The 18,793-nt window shown below is 45.7% G+C and carries 18 protein-coding genes and 7 tRNA genes; 16 read left to right on the top strand and 9 right to left on the bottom strand.

The genetic code is table 11. The annotated features are described in order from the left end of the window. Position 1 precedes the first annotated feature (1 nt). Positions 2-673 carry a dethiobiotin synthase gene (gene bioD, locus CA267_RS02830; RefSeq protein WP_075608887.1) on the top strand — a complete coding sequence of 224 codons (672 nt, stop codon included), beginning with the start codon at positions 2-4 and terminating at the stop codon, positions 671-673. Here the strand turns inward: bioD and pepE are convergent. Beyond that, positions 653-1,366, bottom strand: coding sequence for a dipeptidase PepE (gene pepE, locus CA267_RS02825; RefSeq protein WP_075608888.1), 714 nt, complete (start codon positions 1,364-1,366; stop codon positions 653-655). The genes bioD and pepE overlap by 21 nt on opposite strands. A 113-nt stretch (positions 1,367-1,479) precedes the next feature. On the opposite strand from pepE, the gene CA267_RS02820 reads away from it, so the two are divergent. The 4 genes from CA267_RS02820 to CA267_RS02805 all read left to right on the top strand — a co-directional run bounded on the left by CA267_RS02820 (position 1,480) and on the right by CA267_RS02805 (position 5,345). After that, complete coding sequence (locus CA267_RS02820) at positions 1,480-1,941, top strand: low molecular weight protein-tyrosine-phosphatase (RefSeq protein ID WP_075608889.1); 462 nt, start codon at positions 1,480-1,482, stop codon at positions 1,939-1,941. Beyond that, a complete protein-coding gene (locus CA267_RS02815) occupies positions 1,938-2,906 on the top strand; it encodes a FecCD family ABC transporter permease (protein WP_075608890.1) in 969 nt (322 codons plus the stop codon). The genes CA267_RS02820 and CA267_RS02815 overlap by 4 nt, the downstream gene beginning before the upstream one ends. Further along, entirely contained in the window at positions 2,903-3,673 is a 771-nt protein-coding gene (locus CA267_RS02810) for an ATP-binding cassette domain-containing protein (protein ID WP_075608891.1), read from the top strand. The genes CA267_RS02815 and CA267_RS02810 overlap by 4 nt, the downstream gene beginning before the upstream one ends. A gap of 328 nt (positions 3,674-4,001) precedes the next feature. Continuing rightward, complete coding sequence (locus tag CA267_RS02805; RefSeq protein WP_075608893.1) at positions 4,002-5,345, top strand: class II 3-deoxy-7-phosphoheptulonate synthase; 1,344 nt, start codon at positions 4,002-4,004, stop codon at positions 5,343-5,345. Here the strand turns inward: CA267_RS02805 and CA267_RS02800 are convergent. After that, the gene (locus tag CA267_RS02800) at positions 5,342-5,686 is read right to left on the bottom strand and encodes a hypothetical protein (protein WP_075608894.1); all 345 of its coding nucleotides are present in this window, start codon (positions 5,684-5,686) and stop codon (positions 5,342-5,344) included. The genes CA267_RS02805 and CA267_RS02800 overlap by 4 nt on opposite strands. 71 nt (positions 5,687-5,757) lie before the next feature. Between CA267_RS02800 and CA267_RS02795 the strand changes: the two genes are divergently transcribed. Beyond that, entirely contained in the window at positions 5,758-6,171 is a 414-nt protein-coding gene (locus CA267_RS02795) for a DUF3224 domain-containing protein (RefSeq protein WP_075608895.1), read from the top strand. Here CA267_RS02795 and CA267_RS02790 read toward each other — a convergent pair whose 3' ends face one another. Further along, positions 6,172-6,384, bottom strand: a complete 213-nt coding sequence (locus CA267_RS02790) for a DUF3820 family protein (RefSeq protein ID WP_075608896.1) — start codon at positions 6,382-6,384, stop codon at positions 6,172-6,174. Then, positions 6,374-8,206: an ABCB family ABC transporter ATP-binding protein/permease gene (locus CA267_RS02785; RefSeq protein WP_075608897.1), complete on the bottom strand. Its 1,833-nt coding sequence runs from the start codon at positions 8,204-8,206 to the stop codon at positions 6,374-6,376. Before CA267_RS02785 ends, CA267_RS02790 begins: the two co-directional genes overlap by 11 nt. A gap of 680 nt (positions 8,207-8,886) precedes the next feature. Here CA267_RS02785 and moaA point away from each other — a divergent pair. Together moaA and CA267_RS02775 are read left to right on the top strand one after the other, a co-directional pair. Next, the gene (gene moaA, locus CA267_RS02780) at positions 8,887-9,855 is read left to right on the top strand and encodes a GTP 3',8-cyclase MoaA (protein ID WP_075610023.1); all 969 of its coding nucleotides are present in this window, start codon (positions 8,887-8,889) and stop codon (positions 9,853-9,855) included. A gap of 86 nt (positions 9,856-9,941) precedes the next feature. Continuing rightward, entirely contained in the window at positions 9,942-10,481 is a 540-nt protein-coding gene (locus tag CA267_RS02775) for a GNAT family N-acetyltransferase (protein WP_075608898.1), read from the top strand. Between the two features lie 52 nt (positions 10,482-10,533). On the opposite strand, the gene CA267_RS02770 is transcribed toward CA267_RS02775, so the two are convergent. The 4 genes from CA267_RS02770 to CA267_RS02755 form a co-directional block, all read right to left on the bottom strand. Beyond that, complete coding sequence (locus tag CA267_RS02770; RefSeq protein WP_075608899.1) at positions 10,534-12,165, bottom strand: response regulator; 1,632 nt, start codon at positions 12,163-12,165, stop codon at positions 10,534-10,536. A gap of 684 nt (positions 12,166-12,849) precedes the next feature. Beyond that, positions 12,850-12,925, bottom strand: a tRNA-Val gene (locus tag CA267_RS02765). 128 nt (positions 12,926-13,053) lie between these two features. Continuing rightward, a tRNA-Val gene (locus CA267_RS02760) sits at positions 13,054-13,129 on the bottom strand. 140 nt (positions 13,130-13,269) lie between these two features. Continuing rightward, positions 13,270-13,345, bottom strand: a tRNA-Val gene (locus CA267_RS02755). Between the two features lie 242 nt (positions 13,346-13,587). On the opposite strand from CA267_RS02755, the gene gltX reads away from it, so the two are divergent. From gltX to CA267_RS02730, 5 genes are all read left to right on the top strand, one after another. Then, on the top strand, positions 13,588-14,997 hold the full coding sequence (gene gltX / locus CA267_RS02750) for a glutamate--tRNA ligase (protein ID WP_075608900.1): 1,410 nt from the start codon (positions 13,588-13,590) through the stop codon (positions 14,995-14,997). A gap of 88 nt (positions 14,998-15,085) precedes the next feature. Continuing rightward, positions 15,086-15,161, top strand: a tRNA-Ala gene (locus tag CA267_RS02745). 268 nt (positions 15,162-15,429) lie between these two features. Then, positions 15,430-15,505, top strand: a tRNA-Glu gene (locus tag CA267_RS02740). Between the two features lie 397 nt (positions 15,506-15,902). Further along, positions 15,903-15,978: transfer RNA gene (locus tag CA267_RS02735), tRNA-Glu, on the top strand. 311 nt (positions 15,979-16,289) lie between these two features. Next, positions 16,290-16,365, top strand: a tRNA-Glu gene (locus CA267_RS02730). Between the two features lie 90 nt (positions 16,366-16,455). On the opposite strand, the gene CA267_RS02725 is transcribed toward CA267_RS02730, so the two are convergent. Further along, positions 16,456-17,211: a polysaccharide deacetylase family protein gene (locus CA267_RS02725; protein WP_075608901.1), complete on the bottom strand. Its 756-nt coding sequence runs from the start codon at positions 17,209-17,211 to the stop codon at positions 16,456-16,458. Positions 17,212-17,371: 160 nt separating this feature from the next. Between CA267_RS02725 and CA267_RS02720 the strand changes: the two genes are divergently transcribed. The 3 genes from CA267_RS02720 (at position 17,372) to CA267_RS02710 (ending at position 18,745) form a co-directional block, all read left to right on the top strand. Further along, a complete protein-coding gene (locus CA267_RS02720; protein WP_075608902.1) occupies positions 17,372-18,286 on the top strand; it encodes a M14 family metallopeptidase in 915 nt (304 codons plus the stop codon). Between the two features lie 91 nt (positions 18,287-18,377). Continuing rightward, on the top strand, positions 18,378-18,533 hold the full coding sequence (locus tag CA267_RS02715) for a hypothetical protein (RefSeq protein ID WP_170669010.1): 156 nt from the start codon (positions 18,378-18,380) through the stop codon (positions 18,531-18,533). A 20-nt stretch (positions 18,534-18,553) separates the two neighbouring features. Continuing rightward, on the top strand, positions 18,554-18,745 hold the full coding sequence (locus CA267_RS02710; protein ID WP_075608903.1) for a DUF1289 domain-containing protein: 192 nt from the start codon (positions 18,554-18,556) through the stop codon (positions 18,743-18,745). Positions 18,746-18,793 lie beyond the last annotated feature (48 nt).

Here is an 18,793-nt window from a genome sequence, read left to right as displayed (position 1 = left end):
CATGCAAAGCTATTTTATTACTGGCACAGATACGGAAGTGGGAAAAACCTTTGTCACCGAACGCCTGCTTAAGGCAGCAGCATCAACAGGGTTGTCGACGCTGGGATATAAGCCCGTATCTGCAGGATGCTTTGTGCAAGACGAACGCTTGGTTAATGAAGATGCCTTGGCTATTCAAGGAGCAAGTAGCATTGCCGTACCTATCGAGCAAATAAATCCTATTGCTTTTGCGCCGCCCATCGCGCCGCATATTGCTGCCAAAGAAGAAGGCAAAGTGATAGAGCTGCAAGAAATTGTAGACGGCTATCATCGTTTGGCAGCGTACCGACCTGACGTACTGCTGATGGAAGGTGCCGGCGGATGGCGCTTGCCGTTAGGTGAAAGCAGCTGGATGTCGCAAGTGGTCTCTACGTTAGAGCTCGATGTGATTATGGTTGTAGGCATGCGCTTAGGGTGCATCAACCATGCTATGTTAACGGCGGAGATAATTGCTAAAGACGGATTAACAGTAAAAGGGTGGGTAGCAAACCAGCTCTCTGCGTCTATGCCTTACTATTCAGAAAATCTGGAAACGCTAAAGCGAAGCTTGCCCGCTCCACTTTTAGCCGAAGTTCCTTTTAATTGCAGGGTCGATAGCGAGATCCTGATACCACTACGCCAGATATTTGCTTAAATCTTCACCCACGCGCAGGATTGTTCTGGTAGTGCCTTTAAAAACGACGCCGTCTTTGTCACCCAGCAACGTCATCTGGCCAGAAGATAATCGTAGCGCAGTGCCTTCACGAATAGCCAGTACCGGAATGTCAGGATGGAGTGTGGTAAATTCGGCCAGTCGCTGATCCCGGGACTCGCCGTTATGATTGGGCGGCTGGTAATCTGTGTAATGAGGGTTAAGTTGGCAGGGTAGAATTCCCAGCGCATTAAAACTTGGCGGCTCGATAATAGGCATATCGTTTGTGGTGCGAATGGTGGCACCACAAATGTTAGCGCCGGCGCTCCAACCAATATAAGGGGTACCGCAGTCAATCGCCTGCTGAATAGGAGATATCAGGTTGTTCTGATAAAGCGTGTTAAGCAGATGAAAAGTATTACCACCACCGACTACGATAGTTTGCCCGTTAGCATCTGCCTGAGCAACAGCGGCCGCAGGGTCGGTGAACTGATGAATACCTTTTACCTGACATTCAGGTAAAGCACTTTGCACTGCACCGACATAATCGTCCCACGAGGTAGTCACACCCGCATAGGGCATAAACAGTAACTCGCGCCGCTTGCCTAAATGTGTAAGAATATGAGGCTTGGCGTGAGCCAGATAATCCTCGGTGCCCTGACGGGAACTGCTTAACATAAGAACATGTGCTGTCATAAAGACTCCTGGTTTTTCTGGAGCTTATGATACGCGATAATAGTAACAATTTTTAGTTATCAAGATATCGCATTAAAGCGCTAACTCGGTATTACGAAGAAAAAGGTTTTATTATGCGTCAATCGCCCTCGGTTTTATTTGTTTGTCTGGGCAATATTTGCCGTTCACCTACTGCTGAGGCCGTGTTTCGACAAAAGGCCGAGAAGGCCGGACTTAAAGTCACTATCGATTCAGCCGGAACGCACGGATATCACATTGGTAGCCCGCCAGATAAACGGTCGCAAGCGACTGCCGTTGCAAGAGGCTATAACTTCAAGGGAATTTCCTGCCGCAAGGTTGATCCGTTGGACTTTGAAAAATTTGATTATATTCTCGCCATGGATCACAGTAATTTAACCCATCTGCAGTCGATGAGTGACAGTCAATATTATCCTAAAATTAAGTTATTTCTGGAGTTTGCTGAATCTCATTATGAAGAAGTGCCGGACCCCTATTACGGGGGAAAGCAGGGATTTGAATTAGTGCTCGATTTAATAGAACAGGCTTCTGACGGTCTGATCGCTAAGCTTAAATGACAATGCAACTGCCAGCGCGTTACTTGAAGTTGGCGTTGGTTATCGCAATTATAGTGGTTATCGCAGCTATTTTTTTAGAAAGCTGGCAAATTTCAGATAACACCTCAGTCCGCTGGCATATTCTGTGGCAGTTGCAACTGCCTTTGTTACTGACCGCGATAACGGTAGGGGCAGCCCTGGCAGTCAGTTCAGGTACGCTGCAGGTTGTCTTACACAATCCACTGGCTGATCCGGGAATCATCGGTATTACCAGTGGCGCAAGCCTCATTGCTGCTGTGCTCCTTTTGGCATTACCGGCCGTAGCACAAAATTATTTTCATTATATTTTGCCGGCGGCCTGTTTTGCCGGAGCGTTACTGTCTACCTGGCTTATTTACCGGATTGCTCACTACTTACAAGGGGCGGCGGTTGCAGTAATATTGGCGGGCATAGCCATCTCCACAGTGTCGGGAGCCATTATGGCCTGGCTGTTTTTATTTGCCGATGCTCAGTCTCTACGAAATTTAACGTTCTGGCTTATGGGTAGCTTATATCAGGCTGATTGGTGGGTAATCGGTATTAGTGGCCCGATAATGATAGTGAGCGTTGTTTATCAGTTGCGCCAGGCACGCCAGTTAAATTGGTTATATGCTGGCGAACTGCAGGCAGCATCTGCTGGCGTTGCACCTCAGGCACTTACCCGAAGAAGCTTAATTGCCGCCGCATTAGGAGTTGGCGCCGCCGTTTCTGTCGCTGGCTCTATTGCTTTTTTAGGATTGCTGGTGCCGCATTTTCTACGTTTATTGATTGGATTTGATAACCGTCAGGTGCTGCCAGCCAGCGCATTACTGGGAGCGCTAATTTTACTGCTGGTGGTATTATTAACCGAAACCTTTCGTCTTATCACTTTGCCAGTTTCCATGGTGACCGCCACCTTGGGAGGTCCACTGTTGCTGCTGGCCCTGTTTAAGGGGCGTTGGCAATGAGCTATGCGATGGCGTTGTCAGACATTACGTTAGCGACCAGGTTACGTGGTATTTCTCTTCACCTTCACGCTGGCGTCTGTACCCATATTTTGGGAGCAAACGGTGCCGGAAAGTCTTCACTTTTGCTTATACTGGCCGGGTTATGTAAGGCGGATTCCGGGGCTTTTCTATTAGATGGAAAAACAATTGCTGAATTCGGTTTGGCTGAACTTGCGGGGTTCCGCGGCTTTCATCAACAGCAAACCCACATCCTTTTTGAACTGACAGCAAGAGAGCTGTTCCAGTTTTATGCTAACCGCAATGCAGGCGATGACTATTTACCCGCAGAGCTTGAACAAGCATTGGAGGTCAGCCATTTACTCCCCCGACCGCTCAATCAGTTATCTGGTGGCGAGCAGCAGCGGGTAAATTTATGTCGCGCGTTTCTACAGGTGTGGTCAGCAGTGGAAAGGGGTAGAGCGGTACTTATTTTTGATGAGCCGTTACAGGGGCTGGATATACGTCATCAGCATGCGTTGCTAATACTTTGCCGCCGTTTATCCGCTGCGGGAAATACCATAGTGTTGTCTTGCCATGATCTGCAGTTGTCAGCCCAGTATGCAGATCAGGTGGTGCTGTTAAAAAAAGGAAAAGTTGTATCAGCGGGGGCGCCATTATCAGTGATGACATCTGCAATGCTGCAACAGGTATTTGACTTTCCTTTTGAAGTGAAGAAGTACCAGGGAATCATGCATATCAGCGCTGGCACGCGCAAAGAAACAACGTAATTGCACCCTATGACTTACCTTGTGCGTGCATGCTTTGCGTCGCGGCAGCACGGAGCGTTAAAAAGCTGCACACACTTTACAAATTATGTTAGGCTCAATCGCCTTGGAACCGGTCAATGGTGGGCGCAAGGGTCACTTTTACTGAAGGTGTGTGAACCAAAATTGCAGCACAACGAAAATTCGCTGCAGATTATTTTTTTGGTAGATATTTCGTATCGATTTAGCACCGCATTTTTTGTTCCGGATGCAAAGCAGACACTGACGGGTAATATTCATTATCCGCAGAAACATCACCGATATCAGGTCATCATTTTTTAAAGGAGCTTCCGTGAGTAACTGGCAACCGGATAGCTGGAGAAGCAAACCTATTCTTCAGCAGCCTGAATACGACGATAAGGCGCAAGTGGCGCACGTTGAACAAACCCTTAGCAAGTATCCGCCTCTGGTTTTTGCCGAAGAAGCCCGCGAGCTGCGTCGTCAATTAAGCGATGTTTGCAATGGTAAGGGTTTTTTACTTCAGGGCGGGGATTGCGCAGAATCTTTTGCGGAGTTTAACGCGCCGAAAATTCGGGATACCTTTAAAGTTATCCTGCAAATGGCAATTGTTCTGACATTTGCAGGTCGTTGTCCGGTAACGAAAGTGGCAAGAATGGCGGGGCAGTACGCGAAACCTCGTTCTTCTGACATGGAAACTATTGACGGCGTCACATTACCCAGTTATCGCGGCGATATCATCAACAGTTTCGAATTCACCGAAGCTGCCCGGCGGCCTGATCCCAATCGTCTGCTTGACGCTTATCATCGCAGCGCTGCGACGTTGAATTTGCTGCGCGCATTTGCCCAGGGCGGCCTGGCTGATTTGCATCAGGTGAATCGCTGGAACATGGCGTTTGTGGAAAATAATCCCTTAAAAGAACGCTATCAGGATATGGCGCGGCGTATTCAGGACACCTTAGAATTTATGAACACGATTGGCATTAACTCGTCCAATAGTTCTACATTGCATGAAACCTCTCTTTTTACCTCTCATGAAGCGCTACTGCTAAATTATGAACAGGCGCTTACTCGCATCGACACGCTTACGGGCAAGCCTTACAACTGTTCAGCGCACATGGTATGGATTGGCGAGCGTACTCGTCAGCTTGACCACGCGCACATTGAGTTTTTCCGCGGCATTCATAATCCCATAGGCGTGAAAGTGGGTCCGTCCATGAAAGAAGATGAACTTATTGAGTTAATAGATGTGCTGAGCCCGGAAAACGATCCTGGCCGTCTAACGTTAATCACCCGTATGGGCGCTGACAAACTAGAAGATAACTTGCCCCGCTTGCTGCGTCGAGTGAAAGCAGAAGGACGCAATGTGGTATGGAGTTCTGATCCTATGCATGGAAATACGTTTAGTGCATCTAGCGGCTACAAAACCCGAAGCTTCGACGCCATCTTAAGTGAAATTCGCCAGTTCTTTGCCGCTCATGAAGCGGAAGGTACCCATGCTGGTGGCATCCATCTGGAAATGACCGGCCAACATGTAACCGAATGTACTGGCGGCGCTTACCAGATTAGCGATGAAGATTTAAAAGAGGCATATAAGACACAGTGCGATCCGCGACTCAATGCTGATCAAGTGTTAGAAATGGCATTTCTGGTAGCGGATCACTTACGTTCTGCTTAACTCAATTCGCTGGCGATATATTTCTCCAGCGCATTTTCCCGCTCCTGCTCGGTTAAAATACCTGTAAGAATAGTTCGTCTGCGCAAGGCATTTGTGCGGCTGTCTGAGGCCAAAAGCAACGACAAAAAGAGTGAAGGATCTTGCTGTTGTTCAAGTATTCCATGCCACAATAAATAGCTGCCATAACTTATCGTGCCAGCTTGGTAACGGTGCTCCAGAGTGTGAAGCGCCGCGGTAAAATACCGCGGTTCCCTTAGCATTTTATCACCTATTGCCTGGTGAATACTGCGGATTTGTCTATCAATGAGCACTTGTTTTTGTTTCTTTGGGCGTGAAAACATACTATCTTAGTTGAATTAGGTCTGTATGATTATACAGGTGCCTTGGTGCTTTGGCTAATGGAAGGGTCACTATGAAAATCACTGGTATATTTAACGTCACTATGTCTCCGCTACAAGCTTATGCAGAAGGTAAAGATGAGATAAGCCTTGGCCGCATGGGGTTAGATAAAATTTATCAGGGCGAACTGGATGCTGTAGGGCAGGGCGAAATGCTAAGTGCAATGACAGCGGTGAAAGGTTCGGCAGGATATGTTGCGATTGAGCAAATTACCGGGGTGTTGTGCGGAAAGAAAGGTGCGTTTGTGGTTCAGCACTATGGGCAAATGCATCAAGGTGACCAGTCGCTGGTAATCGATATTGTGCCTGATTCCGGTTCTGGAGAATTAACCGGTATCGCAGGAACAATGTCGATTACTGTAAATGAAGGGCAACACATTTACGAATTGGAATTTAGCTTTCCACAGGCAACCAGCGGAAGCTGTTAGTCAATCCTCTACCAGCGGCAGTACTAACGGCTCAAGGCCATTGAGTTTGACTTCGTAGATCAGCGCCAATTGCTGCCCGAGCGCACCTGAGGGAAAACCCTGTTTATGAAACCAAACCAGATAAGGTTCGGGCAGGTGAATAAGTTTACGCCCGGCGTATTTACCAAAAGGCATAGTTTGATTAACAGCAATGCGTATATTTTCAGATTCCATCGATCTTGCGCTCCTCCCTATTCTCTAAAGCATTAATATTTTTTGACTGTTGTTGAGTATGCCATAAATGCGCATAACGCCCGTTATTTCTGAGTAGTTGAAAGTGAGTTCCCTGCTCAACCACTTCGCCATTTTCCATGACAATAATTTTATCTGCATCAATGACAGTGGACAATCGATGCGCAATGACAAGACTGGTATGGTTCACGGCAATCGTTTTTATTGCCTGCAGAATAGCGCGTTCAGAATGACTGTCCAGGGAAGATGTTGCCTCATCAAACACCAAAATAGGTGGATTTTTAAGCAGAGCCCGCGCTATCGCTACGCGCTGCTTTTCTCCGCCGGATAATTTTAGCCCGCGTTCACCTACCTGCGTTTTTGGCCCTTCGGGCAAGCTGTTAATAAAGTGGGCAAGATGCGCTAGCCGGATAACCTCATCCACTTCTTCGTCAGTTGCCTCTGGTCGGCCATATCGAATATTTTCCTGCAAGGTATCGTTAAATAGCACCGTATCTTGCGGCACAATGCCAATAGTTTGACGAAGCGAGGCTTGAGAAACATCACTGATATTTTGTCCATCAATGGTAATACGTCCTGCAGTCGGATTGTAAAAGCGAAATAACAATTTTACTAAAGTGGATTTGCCTGCACCGCTGGCTCCGACTACCGCAACTTTTTGGCCTGAGGCAATCTCAAACGAGATATTTTTAAGGATTTGACGGTCGGGATGGTAAGCAAAATCGACATTTTCGAAACGAATATGGCTATTTTTTACAACTAGCTCTCTGGCTTTAGGCTTATCCTCTACCGTCGGTACTTCATCGAGTAAGGTAAACAGGTTATCAATATTGGCAAGTGATCCGCGTATTTCGCGGTAGACAAAGCCGAGAAAATTTAGTGGCATAAATATTTGCATGGTAAAGGCATTAATTAAAACGAAGTCGCCAATTGTCATATCGCCTTTTGCGACACCCATTGCAGCGTTCGCCATCATTGCAGTCATGGCGAACGCGATAATAAATGCCTGTCCACCGTTAAGAGCAAACAGTGAGAGCCGGTTTTTTCGTCTAGCTGTTTCCCAGCTCGCTAAGTCTTTATCGTAACGCTTGGCTTCGTATTTTTCATTATTAAAATATTTTACGGTTTCAAAGTTTAGCAAACTATCGACGGCGCGCGAGTTGGTACTGGAGTCGGCCTGGTTAACGGCGTGTACATAGCGCGTGCGCCAATCGGTGGCCTTCATAGAAAATAGTACATAAGTAATTACCGACAGCAGAATAATCGACGCGAAGGAGATGCCGTATTGGGTGAGCAGCAGTCCAACCACAATGCCAATTTCCAGTAACGTAGGAGCGATGTTAAAAATCATAAAGCGCATCAAAAAGCTGATGCCACTTGTGCCTCTTTCAATATCCCGCGAAAGACCGCCGGTCTGGCGATTTAAATGGAAATCCAAATCCAATTGATGTAAGTGCTCAAACACTTGTAAACCTAATCTGCGCATGGCGCGTTCAGTGACGCGGCCAAACAGCGTATCCCGAATTTCTCCCAATATAACGTTGAGTAGGCGCAACACGCCGTATGCAACAATCAATGCAATAGGCGCAGCCACCGCAGCTTGTGTAACGCTTTCGCCGTTAAGGCTGTCTACCGTGTATTTGAGTACGTAGGGTAGGCCAATGCTGGCCAGCTTGGCTGCTACTAAACACAGCAGCGCGGCTGCCACACGACCGCGAAATTCAAGCAGATAAGGCCATAGCTGGTGAAAAACCCGCCAGCGCACTGGCGTATCGGGCGAAACAAATGTACGAGATTTGGGCATGGCGTGGTGGTGCCTGGGAAAGACTCTTTGGTGACCGTATCCTACCGTTAACTAATCCTATCGCAACTCTTTTACCACTAAAGGATTGTCAAATCGTTCTACGCATTCGGAGCAAAAAAAGAAATGCTTATGCGTAGCCCCCATTTCCTGATCGCGCTGGAAAGTCGAGCAGGCGCACAGTGAAAAAATGCGTCAAAATAGATAAAAAGTTAGGTCTTACGCTAATCCGTACCAATATGAGCTCACTCAGCGCAAGAATCTTTCAACTTTTGACCAGCCAATTTCGTGAAGGAATGCTTTTACTCTGTTACATTGGTTTGAAAGGCCTGGGTATTCCCTTAGGCCGACCGAGTGAGTGAGCACAAAACGATCAGCTGTGAGAATATGTAAAAGTTTCTTATCCGAAACGCAGTAAAATCATCCTTAATGGCTCTGCTGGAGCATTCATGCTCCAGAAGTTCGGCTAAGAAACTTTCACTTATTGTTTAAAAAATATTCACGATCTCGCCTTGGGTATTCCCTCTCCAATGTGCTTTGGTTAATTGGACCCTCTATCTATGAGCTGATCACACATCAATGTAAATTAGGAATAAATGAATGGGAACTAGAGATTCAGGTTTATAGTTGGGGTTATCTATGGCATGGTTAAAGACGTATTTACTCTTGTTTCAGGAATATTGTTGCTAGAAGATAATTTTGGTCGCCGCTTTCACTATTTGCGATTATCCATTACAGAAGCGTGTAATTTCAGATGTCAGTACTGCTTACCAGATGGCTACGCAGGGCCGTCTGATGCCCATTTTCTCTCGCTGAAAGAAATTGAAACACTGGTAACGGGTTTTGCCGGTTTAGGAACGTCCAAAATTCGAATTACTGGTGGAGAACCCAGTTTGCGAAGAGATTTTTCTGAGATAATACAGCTGTGTAAATCTACACCTGGTATCAGGCGCATCGCTACCACCACTCATGGTGGGCGCTTGGCTAAATATGCTGGAAAATGGAAAGATGCCGGGCTTGATCAGGTAAATGTAAGCATCGACAGTCTCGATCCTCACCAATTTGCTGCAATTACCGGTCAAGATAAGCTACAGGACGTGTTAAAAGGGCTAGATGTTGCTGTTGAGCAGGGGCTTGATGTTAAAGTTAACACTGTGTTGCTGCAGGATTTTTCACCGAATCGGTTACAGCGCTTTCTCACCTGGCTGAAAGACACGCCGGTAACGCTTCGATTTATAGAATTAATGCAAACCGGCGATCACGCCCGGTTTTTTGAGGCACAGCATCTTTCTGGCGAGCCTCTAAAGCAGCAACTTATTGAAGCGGGTTGGCAACCTCTGCTCCGGCGCAAAGATGCAGGCCCTGCGCAGGAGTTTTATCATCCTGATTATGCAGGGCGAATCGGGCTTATCATGCCGTATAGCAAAGATTTCTGCAAAAGCTGCAATCGTCTTCGAGTGGCAGCAAATGGTAGGCTCCATTTATGTCTTTTCAGTGAACAAGGTATTGATGTACGCTCATATCTACAGAAACAAGACGTGAAGGGTTTACAAGCTTTTCTCCACGAAGCGCTTGCGGGTAAACATGCAACGCATTATTTGAAAGAAGGCCAAACTGGTGCCACCAGACATTTGGCTATGCTTGGGGGATAGCAGTGCCTTGAATTTTTGCTGCCAGCGCTGCAAAAATTTTTATATCTACAATTAAAATAATTACCACTGGAGAAAGGATTGCTACTGTGGACTTTGCTAACACGCCAAGATTATCGTTTGATTATATAACCCATAATGATGCCGACTTTTTGTATTCGTTGGATCAAGATGAAGCGGTAATGCGTTATATCAATGGAGGCCGGAAAACCTCGCGCGCCGATATTGATAACGTGTTTCTGCCACGGCTGAACGCTTATGCTAACCGGCTGCTAGGGTGGGGATTATGGAAGGTGAGTCTGCTGGAATCGCCGCGCCCAGCAATAGGCTGGGTGCTGGTGCGGCCAATGGGATTTTTCACTCAAAATCCCGATAACAGCACGCTGGAGCTAGGCTGGCGATTTATGCGCACCCACTGGGGGCAAGGATATGCTACAGAAGCCGCTACTGCTATTCGCAATGAACTTCGACGTACTGGTGTAAACCGGTTTGCGGCCATTGCTCTACCAGATAATGTCGCATCCATTGCAATTATGAAAAAGCTGGGAATGACGTTCAGTCATACATTGGCTTATAAAGATGAAGTCTTTGATGATAACGTGGTTGTCTATCACCAAAAATTCGCCTAAAGCGATTGTGTCTCAGACCACAGTTGTTGCTGATTTGCTATTATCGCTATGCTCAGGTGAAATCCTTTAGCGTACTCCTTATACGCTCATAGCGCTTTTCCTGCTCCAAATTCAGTTTACCCGCTTCGACGGCCTTTACACAATGATAAATTGTGCGCTGAACGGTTACATCCTCAAGTGAGCGCTTTTTGTCCCTAAGCATTATTGCGGTGGCTTGAAGCAAATTTAAAGCAATCGCTGCATTTTTAGGCATAATGATAAAGGCATGGCGGAAGGTTTCCAACGCCTGGCTTAGATCCCCTTGATGATACTGCTCGACTGCGGTGCTATTTAATGTTTTAGGGCTAAGCAGAATTTCTGCTTTCTCGGTTTTTTCCTGCTGAATATAATGTAAGAAGAGATCATTGATTGCGGGGTCGCTGATGCAGCGCTTTTCAATTACATCTAGAATGCTTAGCGCATGTTCATGTAACCCAACTTCATGAAAGGCTTTGGCTTTGTCTAACAGCCCCTCAACGCCATCTGATTCCCACCTCTGGGAACTAAGCTGACCAAGCAACGCTTTGGCATTATCTGATTCATCTTGCAGATAAAGCAAACGAGCGTTTATTACTTTCATTTGATCGTCAACATCCGCTTTCGGGAACATTGTTTTGAGCTGACGCAAATAATCGTTCGCCTGTTTAATAAGTGCAGAGGTTTGAGCTTCATCTGCAGTCATCGCAAAATCAATGCCCGCACGAGCGACATTCAGGTAATTCTCTGGTTTATCGTGAACCGAATTCTTGGCAAATTTAACAATTCTTTTTGCTGCTTCAAACTGCGAGGCGTAATCGTGGGTGATGCGAGATAAAGTCATTGCTATACGATGGCGGCGCAGGTTACGTGGCGACATTTCGCTGGCAATTGTGACGCTTTCCAGAGCATCTTCAAATTCCTGTAGCTTTACTTGAAGTGCAGAGAGCAAATCATATGCAGTTAACATGGAGTCTGGTTGAAACGCAAGGCGCAGCACCCGCTTTTCAGCTTCATCATTTTCTCCCAGATGAATAAGGCAACGCACCAGCCCTAACTGCGCCCACGTGAAATTTTGCACATTAATAATAGCCTGATAAAACTCCTTTCCTTGATCGTAAAAATCACACGCGAGTAAAAGTTCGCCTTTTGTTTTTAAAGCTAGCGGAAAAAATTCGGCATTTTTAGGCTCTGTAAGGAAAGACTCCAGCTCGTCCAGCGCATTTTCAGGTTGGTTCTTTTCAATGAGCTGATAAACCGGCTTTAACGCATGTTTACGTAGCAGTACTCGCGACAGTCTTTTATCCAGTTCCCGTACTGTAAAGGGTTTAGCTAGAAATTCGTCAGGTTGTAATTCAACAATTGAATGAACGATATCGGCAGTAGTATCGGCAGAAACAAAGACAAAGGCGGTACTGGGCGGCAGGGCTTTATGCTCTTTTAATTGATCGTAAAGAAAATAACCTTCCTGTTCATGCTTAAGATCGTAAGCACAAATTATTAGATCGTAGTAATGATTGCTGAGAGCAGTGAGAGCCTGACTGGTTTTGTCGACATAGTGAATATCTTCAAATCCCAATTCTTCCATGGAATATTTCAGATACCCTTTGGCGAGTACGTGGTCATCAACAATCAGCACTTTTGCTTGACGCGCCAATTTTTTATTCATGGACTACCTATTCGTTGCGAGAAGCATAATAAAGAGCTATCGGCGTTTTTGCCCAATTATTTAGAAATCAGCCTGCTTCCTCCGGCTTGGGCGTCCCACTTACTGAAGCCGCATCATCTAGCCACCAAAGTGCCGTACCCCTCTTCGTCAACAAATGGGAGAGCTCACCTTGAGTGAGTACTTGTCCACAGTGAGCGGAATAACATATCACGAAAGTTTTAAATCAAAAAAGTTTTGCTAAAAATAACCGTGAAGTTAAGCAGTTAACATGAATGAACGCCAGCGTTATTCCTAACAGAAAAAGCAGCGGTACGTTACATCGCTTAATGAAAGAAGTAATGTTGAACCGAAAAATTAAAAGAGACCTGCTGCGGCTCGTTCCGAAGGAATTGAACCAGAATTTGGTGGACGTCTGCTGTGGCTCGTTCCGAAGGAATTGAACCAGAATTTGGTGGACGTCTACTGCGGCTCGCTCCGAAGGAGTTGAACCAGAATTTGGGGGACGCCTGCTGTGGCTCGTTGCGAAGGAATTGAATCAGAATTTGGTGGACGTCTGCTGTGGTTCGCTCCGAAGGAGTTGAACCAGAATTTGGTGGACGTCTGCTGTGGCTCGCTCCGAAGGAGTTGAACCAGAATTTGGTGGACGTCTGCTGTGGCTCGCTCCGAAGGAGTTGAACCAGAATTTGGTGGACGCTACTGGGCTTGAACCAGTGACCCTCGCCTTGTAAGGGCGATGCTCTCCCAACTGAGCTAAGCGTCCATTAAAACTATTTTCATTTTACGTATGACGTACGTCTACTGTGGCTCGCTTCGAAGGAGTTGAACCAGAATTTGGTGGACGTCTGCTGTGGTTCGTTCCGAAGGAATTGAACCTGTGTCACCAAAAATTGGTGGACGCTACTGGGCTTGAACCAGTGACCCCCGCCTTGTAAGGGCGATGCTCTCCCAACTGAGCTAAGCGTCCAATATAAATCTTTTACAAAAACACGATAGAAAAAGACATCAACAAAGTCTATCCCGAAGGAGTAAATCCAGTGTCACCAAGATTTGGTGGACGTCTGCTGCGGTTCGTTCCAAAGGAGTTGAACCAGTGTCACCAAAAATTGGTGGACGCTACTGGGCTTGAACCAGTGACCCCCGCCTTGTAAGGGCGATGCTCTCCCAACTGAGCTAAGCGTCCGCGTGTTTCATAACTTACCGTAATGGGCAAGTGGGGCGGTATTATAGAGTCGCAAAACAGAGTGTCAATAACTAAATAAAATAAAAAGTGCGTTTGAACGAAAACCCATCATTTTCTTGTTTTTTGTAGAAATAGCCAGCAACTACCCACGATAATCATCAAATACGTGAACAACTTTGTCCTGATGCAATAGGCTGGTAGAATGCGCACATTTTCACGTTCATTAAATACAGAGAGTTTTCATGTCGGCTGTTACCAGATTCGCTCCAAGCCCTACAGGTTATCTTCATGTCGGAGGCGCTCGTACTGCGCTTTATTCCTGGCTTTTCGCCAAAAGCCAAGGCGGGGAATTTATTCTTCGCATTGAAGATACTGATATTGAACGTTCAACGAATGAAGCTAAGCAAGCCATTTTAGACGGAATGTTGTGGTTGGGTCTGACTTGGGATAAAGGTCCAATTTATCAAACGGATCGCTTTGATCGCTATCGCGAGCTTATTCAAAAGTTAGAGGATGAAGGGCTGGCGTATAAATGCTTTATGTCATCAGAAGAGCTTGATGCTATTCGAGAGGAGCAAAAGTTAAAAGGGGAAAAGCCGCGGTATCCAGGTACGTGGAGAGATCGTAAGGATCATCCAGAAGGAAAGCCGTTTGTTATTCGCTTTAAAAATCCTCAAGAAGGGAAAGTTGTCATAAACGATCATATACGCGGGAAAATTGAGATCAATAACAGTGAACTGGATGATCTGATTATTCAACGAAGTGATGGCACGCCAACTTATAATTTTTGCGTGGTGGTAGATGACTGGGATATGGGAATAACCCATGTGGTGCGCGGTGAAGATCATATCAACAACACGCCTCGACAGATCAATATCCTACAAGCGTTAGGGGCCCCCGTCCCTGAATATGCTCACGTATCGATGATTTTAGGTGATGACGGCAAGAAGTTGTCAAAGCGTCACGGTGCAGTGAGTGTAATGCAATATCGGGACGACGGCTATTTGCCGCAAGCCTTGCTAAACTACCTGGTACGTTTGGGCTGGGCTCATGGCGATCAGGAAATTTTTTCAGTTAATGAGATGATAGAGTTGTTTAACCTGGATGCGATAGGGCAATCTGCTTCCGCATTTAACACGGAAAAGCTGGTATGGTTAAACCAACACTATATTAAAACGCTACCTGCGAGTGAAGTTGCAGCACACGCCAAATGGCATTTTGAGCAACTGCATATTGATCTGGCGAACGGCCCAGCGCTTGAATCTGTTATTGCTATTCAAGCAGATCGGGTAAAAACCTTAAAAGAGCTCGCGGAAATCAGTGCTTATTTCTATCAGGATTTTGATGAATTTGATGCTAATGCAGCGAAAAAGCATCTTCGTCCCGTTGCTAAAGAGCCTTTAGTGGCTGTTAAAGCAAAGCTACTTGCTGTAGAAATGTGGAATCCGGAAAACATTCAGGCGGCCATCAATAGTGCCGCTGAAGAACTGGAGGTTGGAATGGGAAAAGTGGGAATGCCTCTACGGGTGGCTGTTACAGGAAGTGGTAATTCTCCGTCACTGGATATCACTTTAAATTTGCTGTCAAAAGAGAAGGTTGCTGAGAGAATAGACAAAGCGCTTACTTTTATAGCAAACAGAGAAAATTCCTAAAAAAACCGTTGACAGAAAAGTTGGTGATGCCTAGAATGCGCCCCGCTGTCACGGAACAGTCACTGATTGTGATGAACCGGATGATGTTGGGGCCATAGCTCAGCTGGGAGAGCGCTTGCATGGCATGCAAGAGGTCGGCGGTTCGATCCCGCCTGGCTCCACCAAATATTTTGACAGTGTAGTTCTAGGTTTTGAGGTCGTTCATTTCGTTAAAACGAAATTCACCTTACAAACTACAGGTATTACTTGTAGTAGATTGAAATGTTTTGGTTAGGAAAAGGTCGCTCAGTTCGCTGGCTCACTTCGCCTAACTGAAAATTTCGAAAGCGTGGCTTTCGAAACACAGTTCTAGGTTTTAAGGTCGCTCATTTCGATAGAACGAAATTCGCCTTACAAAATTTTATCGACGTGTACGTCGATAGCAAAAATTTTGTCCCCTTCGTCTAGAGGCCTAGGACACCGCCCTTTCACGGCGGTAACAGGGGTTCGAATCCCCTAGGGGACGCCATTTTTACGGTGTCGCAGTCCGCAACTGCGAAACTTTAAGCTAGTTTATTTAGTTTTAAAAAGTTCTAGGTTTTAAGGTCGCTCATTTCGTTAAAAAACGAAATTCACCTTACAAACTACAGGTATTACTTGTAGTAGATTGAAATGTTTTGGTTAGGAAAAGGTCGCTCAGTTCGCTGGCTCACTTCGCCTAACTGAAAATTTCGAAAGTATTGCTTTCGAAACACAGTTCTAGGTTTTAAGGTCGTTCATTTCATTGAAATGAAATTCGCCTTACAAACTACAGGTATTACTTGTAGTAGATTGAAATGTTTTAGTTAGGAAAAGGTCGCTCAGTTCGCTGGCTCACTTCGCCTAACTGAAAATTTCGAAAGCTCAGCTTTCGAAGCCAATTTTCAGTCCCCTTCGTCTAGAGGCCTAGGACACCGCCCTTTCACGGCGGTAACAGGGGTTCGAATCCCCTAGGGGACGCCATTTTTACGGTGTCGCAGTCCGTAACTGCGAAACTTTAAGCTAGTTTATTTAGCTTTGAAAAGTTCTAGGTTTAAGGTCGCTCATTTCGTTAAAACGAAATTCGCCTTACAAACTACAGGTATTACTTGTAGTAGATTGAAATGTTTTGGTTAGGAAAAGGTCGCTCAGTTCGCTGGCTCACTTCGCCTAACTGAAAATTTCGAAAGCATTGCTTTCGAAACACAGTTCTAGGTTTTAAGGTCGTTCATTTCGTTAAAACGAAATTCACCTTACAAAATTTTATCGACGTGTACGTCGATAGCAAAAATTTTGTCCCCTTCGTCTAGAGGCCTAGGACACCGCCCTTTCACGGCGGTAACAGGGGTTCGAATCCCCTAGGGGACGCCAATTAAAAAACCAGCCATTTGGCTGGTTTTTTATTTTAGAGTCTCATAGAATTTTATTATCTTCAATTCCCATTGCTTACATAACGGCAAGCTACAGCGGCTTTTCCTGTAACTGCTGTCTAGCATCATAATAAGTTTTTACCGCATACTTTTTTCTGTTTGCATTTAAAAAAGCCAATAGCTTTTCATGAGCTTCTGTTGAAACAGTAAGATAATCTGCGCCAATGCCGTGAAAAGTGAAATTTATTAGTCTTACGTTTTCGGGTTGTTCAGTGATAAAAGCGATAAGATCATCGCCGCTGGCGTCAACCGGCGCCCACCCGACCTCTACGCTATGAGGCAGTTCCAGCCCTTTAATTGCTGAAAACAGATCTTTTATTAGCGGAATATAGTTTTTATTATTGGCAAGTACATCACCACAAGGCGGTGTAAAAGTATGTGGTTTTTGACCTGTTAAATCGGTAAGTATGGAATTCGCCTTTTTGACCTGGATAGCCATATCAGCCGCTGAAATTCTGTCAAGGTCACGTTCGGGTGGTACCCATTCTCTATCAGGTAAGCTACTGCGGCAGGGATGAGTCATGCTGTGGTTGCCAATTTCGTGTCCTGCGGTGGGTAACCTGGCCCATTCCTCTTTTCTGGCAACAAAAGCATCAGATGTCGGCACCAGGTAAAAACTGCCGGTAAGCTTATATTGAGCCAGCGCAGGAACAGCATGGTCAAGCTGGGAATCCAGTGCGTCATCATAACTCAGCGTTACTACCGGTAAGGCGGCAGAATTATTTTCTGCGAATGTCAGGTTTGCTATCACTAAACTGGATAAAACAAGCAGGGTGGGAGCTTTCATATGATCAATCCTTTTCTTTTACATTATATTAACGACATTCCATTTTAATGCCACTGCAAAAGCTAGCCTGTGGAAGGAATATGAAATTCTCTTCAGCCATTGCTGCACTAAAATTCATGTTAGCATTACTATCAAGAGAAAATAAAAAAGGAACATAACGATGCAGCAATACCCTATTGGAACCCCCGATAAGCCATGGACCGAAGAAGATAAAGCTGAGTGGAAAGCGCAACAACAGATTCAGCGAAGATATAAGGACGAAGTGTTGGCTAAGCTTCCCGATGAACTGCCGGGTTTCTCAATTGTGAAATACGGCGCACTCCCTTATGACGAAACACGTTACCCGCTATTTGCAGTGGTATCAGAAACACTAGATGAAAATAAACCTACAGTGTTGATAACCGGCGGTGTCCACGGGTACGAAACCAGTGGCGTTCAGGGGGCGCTCCAGTTTATTAATGGCACGTTATCGAGTTATCAGCAGGACTTTAATTTTGTGGTGGTGCCATGCGTAAGCCCCTGGGGATACGAAACCATTAATCGCTGGAACCCTTTGGCCATAGATCCAAACCGATCCTTTCAACCAAATTCACTGGCTCCTGAATCGGCTCAATTAATGGCATTTATAGCTTCCCTGAATGCTCCCATTGCCATGCATATCGATTTACATGAAACCACTGATACTGACAACAGTGAGTTCCGGCCAGCGCTGGCAGCCCGCAATGGAACGGTAAATGAAAACTGGAATATTCCCGATGGCTTTTATCTGGTGACGGATTCAGAGAATCCCCAGTTATCTTTTCAGGAAGCTGTTATTGCTGCGGTACGCGAAGTGACTCATATTGCTCCTGCCGATGAAAACAATAAGCTAATTGGTGCAGCTGTGTTGTCAGAAGGCGTGATTGGATACAATAAAAAAGCGCTTTACCTGTGTGGGGGCATGACGGATGCGAAGTACGTCACCACTACGGAGGTATATCCTGATAGCCCAAGCGCGACAGCGGAAGGTTGCAACAAGGCACAAATAGCTGCGATTGAGGGCGGGTTAGCGTATTTAAAGAAGCAAATTTCTTGAGAAGCAAAAATTTGCGATAAGATGTATAGACGTTTGAAAGTATAGACGTCTAAATGTATATTAGCCTTCTTTGGTGAAGGAGGCTTTTCTTGTGTTCGAATACACTGCGCTAATTTATAATGGCATTGCTCAGCGACTAATTAAGGTCGAGGCAGGTAGTGATGCTGATTTATTTAATTTTCTCTCCCAGCACTATGGCGTCTATATTTGTATTTGGTACGAGAAGTACGCCATTAGCTCCCAGTAAAGAATCTTTAGGATGCTTCGATGATTGTCTCTACTCCCTCTCCTTGTGTTCGTCGCTGCTGCCTTAACCAACAGGATGTGTGCATGGGATGTTTTCGCACATTGGAAGAGATACTTATCTGGTCATCGGCCAGCGATAGCATACGTACAGAAATACTCCAAAGGTGTGCTGTTAGAAAGCACCAAGATCACTGCCAAACGCCGGGAATATAGTTGGTGAAAATGTTGGCGTTTGCTACACTTCGCCGCCTTTTCCAACCA

It is taken from the genome of Alteromonas pelagimontana (assembly GCF_002499975.2).
Lineage (GTDB): Bacteria > Pseudomonadota > Gammaproteobacteria > Enterobacterales > Alteromonadaceae > Alteromonas > Alteromonas pelagimontana.
This window is presented reverse-complemented; position numbering and strand designations above follow the sequence as displayed.

Bases quoted from the DNA above. Each gene is read 5' to 3' on its own strand.
- bioD (WP_075608887.1), top strand. From the start codon at position 2: ATGCAAAGCTATTTTATTACTGGCACAGATACGGAAGTGGGAAAAACC.
- pepE (WP_075608888.1), bottom strand. From the start codon at position 1,366: ATGACAGCACATGTTCTTATGTTAAGCAGTTCCCGTCAGGGCACCGAG.
- CA267_RS02820 (WP_075608889.1), top strand. From the start codon at position 1,480: ATGCGTCAATCGCCCTCGGTTTTATTTGTTTGTCTGGGCAATATTTGC.
- CA267_RS02815 (WP_075608890.1), top strand. From the start codon at position 1,938: ATGACAATGCAACTGCCAGCGCGTTACTTGAAGTTGGCGTTGGTTATC.
- CA267_RS02810 (WP_075608891.1), top strand. From the start codon at position 2,903: ATGAGCTATGCGATGGCGTTGTCAGACATTACGTTAGCGACCAGGTTA.
- CA267_RS02800 (WP_075608894.1), bottom strand. From the start codon at position 5,686: ATGTTTTCACGCCCAAAGAAACAAAAACAAGTGCTCATTGATAGACAA.
- CA267_RS02795 (WP_075608895.1), top strand. From the start codon at position 5,758: ATGAAAATCACTGGTATATTTAACGTCACTATGTCTCCGCTACAAGCT.
- CA267_RS02790 (WP_075608896.1), bottom strand. From the start codon at position 6,384: ATGGAATCTGAAAATATACGCATTGCTGTTAATCAAACTATGCCTTTT.
- CA267_RS02785 (WP_075608897.1), bottom strand. From the start codon at position 8,206: ATGCCCAAATCTCGTACATTTGTTTCGCCCGATACGCCAGTGCGCTGG.
- CA267_RS02770 (WP_075608899.1), bottom strand. From the start codon at position 12,165: ATGAATAAAAAATTGGCGCGTCAAGCAAAAGTGCTGATTGTTGATGAC.
- gltX (WP_075608900.1), top strand. From the start codon at position 13,588: ATGTCGGCTGTTACCAGATTCGCTCCAAGCCCTACAGGTTATCTTCAT.
- CA267_RS02725 (WP_075608901.1), bottom strand. From the start codon at position 17,211: ATGAAAGCTCCCACCCTGCTTGTTTTATCCAGTTTAGTGATAGCAAAC.
- CA267_RS02720 (WP_075608902.1), top strand. From the start codon at position 17,372: ATGCAGCAATACCCTATTGGAACCCCCGATAAGCCATGGACCGAAGAA.
- CA267_RS02710 (WP_075608903.1), top strand. From the start codon at position 18,554: ATGATTGTCTCTACTCCCTCTCCTTGTGTTCGTCGCTGCTGCCTTAAC.